General features: G+C 34.2%; 10 protein-coding genes. All 10 read left to right on the top strand.

All coding sequences use genetic code 11. From position 1 onward, the window contains the following. The first annotated feature begins 29 nt into the window (after positions 1-29). The 10 genes from NYE52_RS15915 to NYE52_RS15870 all read left to right on the top strand — a co-directional run bounded on the left by NYE52_RS15915 (position 30) and on the right by NYE52_RS15870 (position 11879). Positions 30-650, top strand: a complete 621-nt coding sequence (locus NYE52_RS15915; protein ID WP_251629139.1) for a FadR/GntR family transcriptional regulator — start codon at positions 30-32, stop codon at positions 648-650. A gap of 69 nt (positions 651-719) precedes the next feature. Continuing rightward, entirely contained in the window at positions 720-1589 is an 870-nt protein-coding gene (accD, locus tag NYE52_RS15910) for an acetyl-CoA carboxylase, carboxyltransferase subunit beta (protein WP_251629141.1), read from the top strand. Then, positions 1583-2536: an acetyl-CoA carboxylase carboxyl transferase subunit alpha gene (gene accA / locus NYE52_RS15905; protein WP_341193968.1), complete on the top strand. Its 954-nt coding sequence runs from the start codon at positions 1583-1585 to the stop codon at positions 2534-2536. Before accD ends, accA begins: the two co-directional genes overlap by 7 nt. Before the next feature lie 562 nt (positions 2537-3098). Beyond that, a complete protein-coding gene (pfkA, locus tag NYE52_RS15900; RefSeq protein WP_251629145.1) occupies positions 3099-4064 on the top strand; it encodes a 6-phosphofructokinase in 966 nt (321 codons plus the stop codon). 120 nt (positions 4065-4184) lie between these two features. Next, positions 4185-5945, top strand: coding sequence for a pyruvate kinase (gene pyk, locus NYE52_RS15895; protein WP_251629147.1), 1761 nt, complete (start codon positions 4185-4187; stop codon positions 5943-5945). A gap of 294 nt (positions 5946-6239) precedes the next feature. Further along, positions 6240-6629 carry an FxsA family protein gene (locus NYE52_RS15890; RefSeq protein ID WP_251629148.1) on the top strand — a complete coding sequence of 130 codons (390 nt, stop codon included), beginning with the start codon at positions 6240-6242 and terminating at the stop codon, positions 6627-6629. A gap of 180 nt (positions 6630-6809) precedes the next feature. Then, positions 6810-8552 carry a sensor histidine kinase gene (locus NYE52_RS15885; RefSeq protein WP_251629167.1) on the top strand — a complete coding sequence of 581 codons (1743 nt, stop codon included), beginning with the start codon at positions 6810-6812 and terminating at the stop codon, positions 8550-8552. A 2-nt stretch (positions 8553-8554) separates the two neighbouring features. After that, positions 8555-9340 carry a response regulator transcription factor gene (locus NYE52_RS15880; protein WP_251629149.1) on the top strand — a complete coding sequence of 262 codons (786 nt, stop codon included), beginning with the start codon at positions 8555-8557 and terminating at the stop codon, positions 9338-9340. A 108-nt stretch (positions 9341-9448) separates the two neighbouring features. Beyond that, complete coding sequence (locus NYE52_RS15875) at positions 9449-10768, top strand: extracellular solute-binding protein (RefSeq protein WP_341193967.1); 1320 nt, start codon at positions 9449-9451, stop codon at positions 10766-10768. A 232-nt stretch (positions 10769-11000) separates the two neighbouring features. After that, on the top strand, positions 11001-11879 hold the full coding sequence (locus NYE52_RS15870) for a carbohydrate ABC transporter permease (RefSeq protein WP_341193966.1): 879 nt from the start codon (positions 11001-11003) through the stop codon (positions 11877-11879).

Below are 11879 nucleotides of genomic sequence, written 5' to 3'. Positions count from 1 at the left end.
GGCAAGAAAGAAGTGAGTGATGATATAAGGTGAATGAATCATCTTCAAAGGCATCCAAATTATATGTGGATATCGTCAATGATTTACGTGAAATGATTGATCAGAATGGTCTAAAGCCTGGGGACAAGCTTCCATCTGAAAGGGTATTAAGTGAAACCCTTGGAGCAGGAAGGTCGTCCATTAGGGAAGCTTTAAGGGCATTGGAACTACTTGGGCTTATTGAAACAAGAAAAGGGGAAGGGACCTTTCTTCGTGATTTTCAAGGTCATAAATTAGTTGAATTGATCAGCACATTCATATTGCAGAATGATAAGGCAAAGCAAGACGTTTTGGAGACGAAAAATTATATTCAATTAAATGCTCTATATATTGCAATGGAAAAGATAACAGAAGATGAAATCGAATATTTAAAACATTGGGTAAAGGATCAAGAAATACCTGAAAGTGAATTTTTTTTTAAAATTATTAAAATAGCTGATAATTTTTTGGTCCATCGTTTGTGGACAATTTTGAATGACTATTATCACTCATTAACAATTCCTTCAAAAGATTGGAAGAGGGAGGATTACCTCCTTCTTTTAGATGCGTTAAATCATAAGGATCAACTGAAATTATGGAGTGTGTATAGTTATTACAATAACTTTAAATGAATAATGGTGCATGGATATGACAGGAATCCGATTCAAATCTAAATTGTTACTTATGGGGAGGTTTCCATATTGATTAAGGGGATATTTTCGAAATCAAAAAAGCTTAAATATGCAACGTTGCCTTCAGAACTATCGAAAAATGAAGTGCCAGAAGGTATTATGACAAAATGTTCTAATTGTAAGAAAATAATGTATACACGTGAGTTACAGAAGAATTTAAAGGTGTGTCTAAACTGTGGTTATCATTTGCCAATGAAGGCTTATGAGCGAATGAATAGTATCCTGGATGAAGCAACATTCATGGAGTTAAATGAGGATATGAAAACAGGTAATCCTTTAAACTTTCCAGGCTATGAGGATAAGATATCCGGAGATATTCAGAAAACCAATATGAATGAAGCGGTTGTAACTGGTACTGGAGAAATTAATGGAAACAAAGTAGTGATAGCAGTAATGGATTCTTCATTCCGAATGGGAAGTATGGGGTCAGTAGTAGGAGAAAAAATTACTTTGGCTATAGAAAAGGCAGACGAGCTTTCTGTACCTTTTATTATTTTTACTGCTTCAGGTGGGGCAAGAATGCAGGAAGGTGTTCTTAGTCTGATGCAAATGGCTAAGACGAGTACGGCATTAAAACGATTTAGTGATAATGGTGGTTTATATATAACAATAATGACCCATCCAACGACAGGAGGAGTTTCTGCAAGCTTTGCCTCACTTGGAGATTATAATTTTGCTGAACCGGGCGCTTTAATTGGCTTTGCAGGGCGTCGAATTATTGAGCAAACGATAGGTGAGGAGCTTCCAGAGGACTTCCAAACAGCAGAATTTTTACTCAAACATGGTCAATTAGATGCGGTAATACCAAGATTAGAATTAAAAGAAAAGCTTAGCTTAGTGCTTGAAATGCATCAGACTGGTGGTGAATTAGAGTGGTAGGATTAGATTTTGATAAGCCTATTAATGAATTGAAGGATAAAATCAAGGAGTTAAAGGATTTCTCGGAAAATGCAAATGTAGATTTAAGCATGGAAATTGAAAAATTGGAAATTCGCTTAAAAAAACTTGAGAAAGATGTCTATGATAATATGAAACCTTGGGATAGGGTTCAAATTGCTAGGCATCCTAATAGACCAACAACACTTGATTATATCCCTCATTTATTTACTGATTTTATCGAGTTGCATGGAGATAGAGGCTTTGGAGATGATGAGGCAATCGTAGGTGGTATTGCTAAATATAAAGGACTGCCAGTAACGATTGTTGGTCATCAAAGAGGGAAGGATACGAAAGAAAATATCCGTAGAAATTTTGGTATGCCACATCCAGAAGGATATCGAAAAGCGCTTCGTTTAATGAAGCAAGCAGATAAGTTTAATCGTCCTATTATTTGTTTTATTGATACAAAAGGTGCATATCCAGGTAAAGCTGCTGAAGAAAGAGGGCAAAGTGAAGCAATTGCCAAAAATTTATTTGAAATGGCATCGATGCAAGTCCCAATTGTTTGTATTGTAATAGGTGAAGGTGGTAGTGGTGGAGCCTTAGCTCTTGGTGTTGGTAACCATATCCATATGCTGGAGAACTCTACTTACTCGGTTATTACTCCAGAGGGAGCAGCATCTATTTTATGGAAAGATGCTGGACAGGCAAAACAAGCTGCAGAAAAAATGAAGATTACTGCTCCAGATTTAAAGGGATTAGGTATCATTGATTCGATTATAAGGGAAGTCAAAGGTGGAGCACATCATGATATAAAAGAACAAGCGGAGCAAATCGATGAGGTATTATATACATCTCTTAAAGAATTAAAAAGGATGACAAAGGAAGAACTTGTGGATCATCGCTATGCTAAGTTTAAAAATATCGGGGCATATAAAAATAGTTAATAACACCTTATAAGAAAAGATTTAAACTGTAGACAGAGAAAATACTGTTTACAGTTTTTTTGATGGAAATACAAAATAACTAATGGGGTTTTATAGTTTCTAGGAGATGGAAGTATAAAAAAACTGTTAAAAGGAAAAAATTAACTTCACAATAATATGCCGAAAACATTATACATAATAAAGAGTGAAATGTGCATGATAAAAGTGTTTATAAAATGTAGTTAAATGGTTTAAAGAGTTAAATATAGGGAAAAAATCAAAAAACAGAGCTTTGTAAAACGGTTTCAGTTTGCTGATTATTCCGTCTTTTATTTTTTTCTCAGATTAAGTTGAGATACGCGATTCTTCATGATATGGTAGAATTGTTTAATGGATAATTGGGTGAATGTAAGGGGAATTAATAGAGAAAAACAATTTCTGGATTAATTTACAAAAGTTAGCATTACATAGATTATATATGGAAATTTTGTGAAAAATGTTGCAGACAGATATTTTGTTATATAATAGTATATGTATGTTATGCTACATAATTTATTTGTTAATGAAATTATGAGGTGAGGAAATGACAGTTAAAAGAATTGGTGTATTAACAAGTGGTGGTGACGCGCCAGGAATGAATGCGGCTGTTAGAGCTGTAGTTCGTAAAGCGATTTTTCATGGAGTAGAAGTATATGGAGTTATTGGTGGTTATGCGGGGCTAATCAGCGGCAACTTTAGAAAATTAGAAGTTGGTTCTGTTGGTGATATCATCCATCGTGGTGGAACATTCCTTTTTTCTGCACGTTGTGAAGAATTCAAAACAAAAGAAGGTCAACAAAAAGGGATCGAGCAATTAAAGAAACATAATATTGATGGACTTGTTGTAATTGGTGGAGACGGATCTTATATGGGTGCGAAGGCGCTTACAGAACAAGGCTATCCATGTGTTGGTGTTCCAGGTACAATCGATAATGATATTCCAGGAACAGAATTTACAATTGGCTTTGATACTGCACTAAACACAGTTATTGATGCAATTGATAAAATCCGTGATACTGCAACATCCCATGAAAGAACATTTATTATAGAAGTTATGGGAAGAAATGCTGGCGATATCGCATTATGGGCTGGTTTAGCTGGTGGTGCTGAGACAATTCTTATCCCTGAAGAAGGCTTTAATCTGGAAGAGACAGTTAGCAGATTGAAAAAAGGTCAAGAGCGCGGCAAAAAGCATAGTATTATTGTTGTAGCTGAAGGGGTAGCAAGTGGTGTTGAAATTGGTAAGCTTATCGAAGAAAATACTGATTTCGATACACGTGTATCTGTGTTAGGGCATATGCAACGTGGTGGTTCACCTACTGCGCAAGACCGTGTATTAGCTAGTCGCTTAGGAGCTTATGCGGTTGAGCTTCTTGTAGAAGGTAAAGGTGGAAGAGCTGTAGGTATTGAGAAAAATCAATTGGTTGATTATGATATCATTGAAGCTTTAGCACGTAAACATACCATTGATAGTAATTTATATCACTTATCAAAAGAATTATCCATTTAATAAATCATTAGGAATTTATGATTATTTAGTACATTCTATGGTACAGATAACTCATAAATTCCTAAAATGCTGTGAACTTAGCTATTATTTTTTTACTATTATTTATCGGAGGTATTATTAATGCGTAAAACGAAGATTGTATGTACTATTGGTCCTGCAAGTGAAAGCGTGGAAAAATTAACGCAATTAATGGAAGCTGGAATGAATGTTGCTCGTCTTAACTTTTCACATGGCGATTTTGAAGAGCATGGTGCTAGAATAAAAAATATTCGCGAAGCAGCAGAGATTACTGGAAATAATATTGCGATTCTTTTAGATACAAAAGGTCCAGAAATCAGAACAAACAATATGCAAAATGGTGCTATTGAATTAGTTGCAGGCAATGATATCATTGTTTCAATGACAGAAGTTGAAGGAACAACAGAAAAATTCTCTGTTACTTATGAAGGTTTAATTGATGATGTGGAGCCAGGTAGCAAAATTCTACTTGATGATGGCTTAATTGGTCTTGAAGTAACAAAAGTAGACAAATCAGCTGGTGAGATACATACAAAAATTTTAAATTCTGGTACATTAAAAAATAAAAAAGGTGTAAACGTTCCTGGAGTTGCTGTTAAGCTTCCTGGTATGACAGAAAAAGATGCAAATGATATCCGTTTTGGTATCGAACAAGGAATCGATTTTATTGCTGCATCTTTTGTACGACGCGCATCTGATGTTTTAGAAATTAAGCAATTATTAGAAGATAATAATGCATCACATATCCATATTATTCCTAAGATTGAAAACCAAGAAGGTGTGGATAATATTGATGAGATTCTAGAGGTTTCTGATGGATTAATGGTTGCTCGTGGAGATTTAGGGGTAGAAATTCCAGCTGAAGAAGTACCATTAGTACAAAAGCTATTAATTAAAAAATGTAACACTTTAGGTAAACCAGTTATAACTGCAACGCAAATGCTAGACTCTATGCAACGTAATCCACGTCCAACTCGCGCAGAAGCAAGTGATGTAGCAAATGCAATCTTTGATGGTACAGATGCAATTATGCTTTCGGGTGAAACAGCAGCAGGATCATATCCAGTAGAAGCTGTACAAACGATGAATAATATTGCTTCAAGAGCAGAAGAAGCATTAAATTATAAAGAAACTTTATCTAAACGCAGCAAAGATTCTGAGCATTCAATTACTGATTCAATCGGACAATCTGTTGCCCATACAGCATTAAATTTAGAAGTTAAAGCGGTAATCACACCAACTGGTAGTGGCCATACTGCAAGAATGATTTCTAAATACCGCCCAGAGGCTCCAATTGTCGCTGTAACATATGATGCAAGAATTCAAAGACAATTAGCGCTTGTTTGGGGAGTATATCCACGTCTAAGCCAAAAATCTGAATCAACAGATGAAATGCTAGATGTAGCAGTTCAAGAAGGTGTTAACAGCTCTATTGTTACACATGGCGATTTAGTAGTTATTACAGCAGGTCTTCCTGTTGGAGAAGCGGGTACAACAAACATCATGAAAATTCATGTAATTGGAGATGTGCTTGCTAAAGGACAAGGGATTGGCCGTAAAACAGCTTTCGGTAAAGCTGTAATTGCTACTAGTGCAAAAGAAGCACTAGATAAAGTTAAATCTGGGTCGATTCTTGTTACAAACGCAACGGACCGCGATATGGTACCTGCATTAGAAAAATGTAGTGCATTAATTGTCGAAGAAGGTGGCCTAACAAGCCATGCAGCTGTTGTAGGCTTGAACATTGGGATTCCTGTTATCGTAGGAGTAGAAAATGCAACAAGTATCTTAAAAGATGGTTTAGATATTACTGTTGATTCCCGCAGTGGATACGTATATAGCGGACATGCTAGCGTACTATAAAAAATGATTAAAAGAAGAATATTCTTGCCCATAAGGCAAGGGATATTCTTCTTTTTTTTATAGATAGGAAAGTTTAGTATTTGGATGAAAGCCATGATAGCAGTTGGAAAGAAAATTAGAGTTTCATCCTCATCGCCCATTGAAACATTACACCTCCAAGAGATCTCCTTAGCCCAATCACCCAAAAAAATATTTCCATAAATAAACAGTAGGACGAAAGTCTGTCTACTATCCGCAGCAAAGGAAAAAAGGTATAATGTAAGTAGGTAGACAAGAGAAGGACGGTGACAATTTATGCGGAATTTTTTCATTGGCTTGCTATTATTACCAATAATAGAGCTTATAATCTTTCTCTTAGCAGGGAATTTAATTGGAATCCCAGAAACTTTATTTGTTGTAATAGGAACAGGAATTCTTGGAGCTATATTATTAAAGAAACAGGGATTAAAGGCAATTCGTAATGTGCAGGTTCAATTAAATCAAGGGATAATGCCTGGAGACGCTATACTAGATAGCTTTTGTGTTCTTATTGGAGGAGTACTATTACTTTTCCCTGGATTTTTAACAGATATTGTGGGAGCTATTATGTTAATCCCACCTACAAGAAGAATCATAAAGGTACTCTTAATGAAAGGCATACAAAGAAAGTTGCAAAAGAAAAATAGAGTGACTATTATTCAATAAGTATAGACAAAAAGGAATTAATAATGATATATAGTAATAAAGAGTGAGTCTGAACTTCTTACAAAAGAAATGAACAGGCTCTCTTTTTTTGTAAATTATGTTTATTTGTATAATGAATAAACCAAGTAAATGAATTTTTGGTATAATAATGGTGCAAATAAAGAGAAAGGCGATAAATGGATGTTCAATTTATTAAGAAAATGGAATACATTAAGGAATCAAATTTTATTTGTTTTTTTATCTGTTATGATAGTCGTTCTTTTATTTGTTAGTATATTGATCTTTAATCAAGTGTCCTCATTATTAGAAAACAATGCAGAAAAACAAATTCAGCAAGTGGCAGTGGAAGCAAATGGTAGAATTGAGACCTTATATGAACAATTAAATATGGCATCAAAGCTAGTAGCGACAAATGATAAAGTCCAAAAGCTATTAACAAAGGAATACGAGCAAAGGCAAGTGGCCTTCCATGAAAGACAAGAGTTAATGGGAACCGTCAATACAATTACAGCTAATTCTGATGGCATTTTTTCTTTTCAATTGTTTACAAGTAATCAAACTCGTATTTTACCTTTGGATGATGCAAATTTAATGACTAGTCTAGATGCAAATTGGGTTAAAAAGGCGGATGAAGCAAAAGGAAGTCTTGTCTGGATTGGAGAGGATCCAAATGATAGCAACTATTTTCTTGCTATTAGAAGGGTAAATCTAATTAATCGCAGTTTTGCCAATGGAGGATATCTACTTTTTAGCATTTATGATAATTATTTTAAATTTGCTAATCAAACGCTTACAGATGAAACGAATCAATATTTTATGCTTTTAGACGAATTAAATAAACCGATTATCACTAATTATGAGCAAGCAACTGAGTCTATCGTCGAAAGTGATAAAAAAATTGTCCGAATAAATGAAAAGGATTACATGATTACTAAGAATTTTTCCTATGTCACTGGTTGGACGGTTCTAATTCTAACTCCGTTCAATACTTTAACAGAAGGGATAACTGTGCTAAGAACAAGCATCCTTTTAGCTGGAATAATTGGATTACTAATATATTTTGTTTGCTCTTTTTTTCTTTCCAATATGATTACTAGACCTATTATACGTTTAACAAAAACGATGAGATTTGCTAGTGAAGGCTCCTTACCACTTACACCTAATATCTCATCTGTTAATGAAATAAATGAATTAAACAGTACATATAATCAGCTTGTAAAAGAAACCAATCATTTAATCACAATGGTTTATCAAAAGGAAATTATTCGGAGTCGAAGTGAATTAAGAGCATTGCAAGCTCAGATTAATCCTCATTTTTTATTTAATACTTTAGATGCTCTTCATTGGACTCTAGAAGAAAAGGAGGAGGAAGAGTTAGCTGAACTTGTTGTTACGATGTCTAATTTATTTCGATACACCATTTCACGTTCTTCAGAGGATGAATGGGTACGGATAAAGGATGAGATAGAACATATAGAGGATTATATGGAAATAATGAAAATGAGATTTGGCGAGCAACTGAAATGGCATATAGAGCTTCCTGAAGCCTTTGAGGAGGTAAAAATCCCTAAATTTTTGATACAGCCTTTAGTTGAGAATGCTGTTTTGCATGGAGCAGAGAATAAGCTAGGACAGTGCATAGTTGATGTTACGGTTGAACAAGCAGAAGAGATTGATAGGATCAAGGTTAGTGTGAGAGATGATGGCATCGGCATTAGTGCATCAAAATTAAATAGTATTAAAGAATCAATGGAAAAAGGGGGCATTGATTCAGCAACAGGCAAGGGAATGGCTCTTTCTAATGTATATAAAAGGCTTACACTCTATTATCAGAAAAGGCAACAAAAGGGACTAATTATAGAAAGTATCGAAAATGAAGGAACACTAATTTCTTTTGAAATTCCAAAAGATGGAGGTATGTAAGGATGAATACAAAAACAATTTTGATTGTCGATGATGAGCCAAGATCAAGGGAAGGGATAAAAAAAACATTGGAGAATTGGTCTAACGGTCAATATCAAATATTATTGGCTGCAAATGCGGAGTCTGCAATTGACATCATGAAAAAACAAAAAGTAAACATCCTTATAACAGATATTCGCATGCCAAAAATCACTGGGATAACTATGTTGAAAACAATAAAAGATCAAAATTATTTACCAGTGGTTATTGTTATCTCTGCCTATTCTGAGTTTGAGTATGCCCAAGAAGCTCTTCGCTTGGGTGTTATTAATTATTTACTAAAGCCAATTAGTAAGAAGAAATTAGTTGAAGCAGTAGAAGATGCCATTAAGATTGACAAAAATAGAGAAAGAGCCAATATTATCTCAAGAGTTGTTGATGATAAATTGATTGATGCAACCGTAACAAATGAATCAGCTAGAGAACCAATACAGAAAGCTTTACAATATATTGAAAAGCATTTAAAAGAAGAATTGAATCAACGTGAAGTAGCTGATCATGTTTATTTAAATCCGAGCTATTTTAGTGTGCTATTCAAAGAAGAAATTCATTTAACGTTTAGTGAATATATAACGAGAAGAAGAATTCAGCATGCTAAAAATTTGCTTATCTCTACGAAGCTTTCGATTGCTGACATTGCGGAAGAGTCAGGATATAAAACAGCTAAATATTTTATTAAAATCTTTAAAGAATTAGAAGGGATAACACCGAGTGCCTATCGAAAGGTAAATATTGAAAGGGCTTTCTAAAAAAAGTTGAACTTTTTCTAATCATTGTTACCTTTTTTGGTAAATCCAATAATGATAGACTTTATTTGTAAGAAAGAAATAAATATGATGCTATAGGGGGTAGTTTTAATGTTTCATAGAAAAGCAATGTCAGCACTATTATCGATTGCTTTATTAATGGTTTTAGTTTTAGCAGGATGTTCTTCATCCACTTCTTCCAACAATGAAAGCGCTTCAAATGATGGTGATAAAACCGTAATTAAATTCATGCATCTGTGGCCAGAGGGAAGTTCAAAAGCTCAGTTCACAATTGTAAACGATATCATTAAACAATATGAAAAAGACCACCCGGATGTGAAAATCCAAACAGAGATTCTTGGAAATGAGCAATATAAAGATAAAATTAAAGTATTATCTGCTTCCAATGAACTACCAGATGTTGGTGTTACATGGGCAGCAGGATATATGCAGCCATTTGTAAAAGGTGGAATGTTTGCTTCTTTAGATGATGTAATTGATAGCAATTTTAAAGATCAATTTGTTGCAGGCACAACCGAAGCTTTTGCCATTGATGGTAAAACTTACGGACTTCCGCTTGAGTTAAATATCACACCTGTTTATTACAATAAAGAAATTTTTGAAAAATATAATTTAGAAGTTCCTGAAACATATGATGAGTTCTTAAATGTTGTTAAAACGCTAGCTGATAATGATGTTACTCCAATTACTTTAGGTAATAAAGACCGTTGGACTGGTTCTATGTGGTATATGTATCTTGCAGATAGAATTGGAGGACCAGAAGTATTAACAAATGCGATTAACCGTAGTGGAAGCTTTGAAGATCCAGCACTTGTTCAAGCAGCTGAAGAAATAAAAAAATTAGTTGATATGGGTGGATTTGTAAAAGGATTTAATGGTCTGTCTAATGACGAGGCAAAAGGATACTTTATGAACGAGCAAGCAGCTATGTATTTAATGGCTACTTGGGAATTGCCAAACTATACAACAAGCCCAGATGTTACGCAAGAATTTAAAGATAAAGTAGGATACTTTAAATTCCCAACATATGAAGGTGGTAAAGGCGACATTAACAGCTATGTAGGTGGTCCTGGTGTTGGTCTGTTTGTTTCTGAAAAATCAAAAGTAAAAGAAGAAGCAAAAGATTTTGTAGCATATCTAGTACAAGAATGGGGCAAAAACTCTGTTAAAGATGCAGGGGTAATTCCAGCAACTGTTGTTGATACATCCAATATTGAACTTGATCAAATGTATATCGATATTTTAAATGATTTAGGAACAGCATCCAATTTAACACTATATGCAGATGTTCAAATGAGCTCAGGGGTTGCTCAAGTGCATCTTGATATGATTCAATCACTATTTGGTGGTCAGGCATCGCCAAAAGAATTTACGAAAAAACAAGAACAGGCATTAGCTGAAGAAGAATAACACAGAAAAGCACTGAACAACAAATGTGGAATCTATCGTAAAGAATAAGATAGATTCCACATTTTAAAAGATTGATAAAGTTTAAAATAATGTGTTGATATTTACATTGTTGATTATAAGAACAGGCTTTGTTAAACGATAATATTGGTTTGGTGTAAGAAAATCACATGTGAATAACCAATACTATCATTTGACAAAGCCCTTACAATCAATAAGGAGGGAGAACAGAATAATGAAAAATGTGATGTCGAACAAATGGGTAATCACTCTATATGTGCTCCCTGCACTGTTGCTCATTTTAATTTTAATCTATATTCCTATCGTATTAACAGGATATTATGGCTTAATGGATTGGGACGGTATAGGGGCTAAGACTTTTATTGGGCTAGATAATTATATAGAGCTAATGAAAGATAAATTGTTCTGGAATAGTACTTATCATTCAGTTTTATTAGCTGTTTTTTCTGCAATAAGCCTAATAGCGTACTTAGTAATCTCGTTAATTTTAGCTAGTAAGATTAAAGGCGCAGGACTATTACGTAAAATTTATTTAATTCCAATGCTTTTATCTTCTGTTGCTATTGCTCAATTATGGTTAAAAATTTTCGATCCAACAAATGGAATGCTGAACAAACTATTAGAAATGTTTGGAGTGGAAAACACGCCGATATGGCTAGCAGATCCAAACTTAGTTCTATACTCTATCTTCATTCCGATAGTATGGCAATATGCAGGTTTTTATATCATCATTTATTATGCCGCCTTAAAAGGAGTACCAGATGAAATTATTGAGGCAGCTAAAATCGACGGAGCAACGCCGTTCCAAATTGCTTATAAAATTAAGCTTCCATTGATTGCTCCAGTAATAAAAGTAACAATCGTTTTAGCAATTGTAGGTTCATTAAAATACTTTGATTTAATTTATGTAATGACTGGTGGCGGACCTAATGGTGCCAGTGAAGTAATGGCTTCGTATATGTATAAGGAAGCATTTAAAACATATAACTTTGGCTATGGTAGTGCAATTGGCTTTGCTTTATTAATAATCTGTCTTGTTATGACATGGGTGATTCAAAAATTAACAGCATCAAAAGAAGATGCTGGGTACTAA

The organism is Niallia sp. FSL W8-0635 (genome assembly GCF_038007965.1).
GTDB lineage: Bacteria > Bacillota > Bacilli > Bacillales > Cytobacillaceae > Niallia.
This window is presented reverse-complemented; position numbering and strand designations above follow the sequence as displayed.

Bases quoted from the DNA above. Each gene is read 5' to 3' on its own strand.
- NYE52_RS15875 (WP_341193967.1), top strand. From the start codon at position 9,449: ATGTTTCATAGAAAAGCAATGTCAGCACTATTATCGATTGCTTTATTA.
- NYE52_RS15880 (WP_251629149.1), top strand. From the start codon at position 8,555: ATGAATACAAAAACAATTTTGATTGTCGATGATGAGCCAAGATCAAGG.
- NYE52_RS15890 (WP_251629148.1), top strand. From the start codon at position 6,240: ATGCGGAATTTTTTCATTGGCTTGCTATTATTACCAATAATAGAGCTT.
- NYE52_RS15870 (WP_341193966.1), top strand. From the start codon at position 11,001: ATGAAAAATGTGATGTCGAACAAATGGGTAATCACTCTATATGTGCTC.
- pyk (WP_251629147.1), top strand. From the start codon at position 4,185: ATGCGTAAAACGAAGATTGTATGTACTATTGGTCCTGCAAGTGAAAGC.
- NYE52_RS15885 (WP_251629167.1), top strand. From the start codon at position 6,810: ATGTTCAATTTATTAAGAAAATGGAATACATTAAGGAATCAAATTTTA.
- pfkA (WP_251629145.1), top strand. From the start codon at position 3,099: ATGACAGTTAAAAGAATTGGTGTATTAACAAGTGGTGGTGACGCGCCA.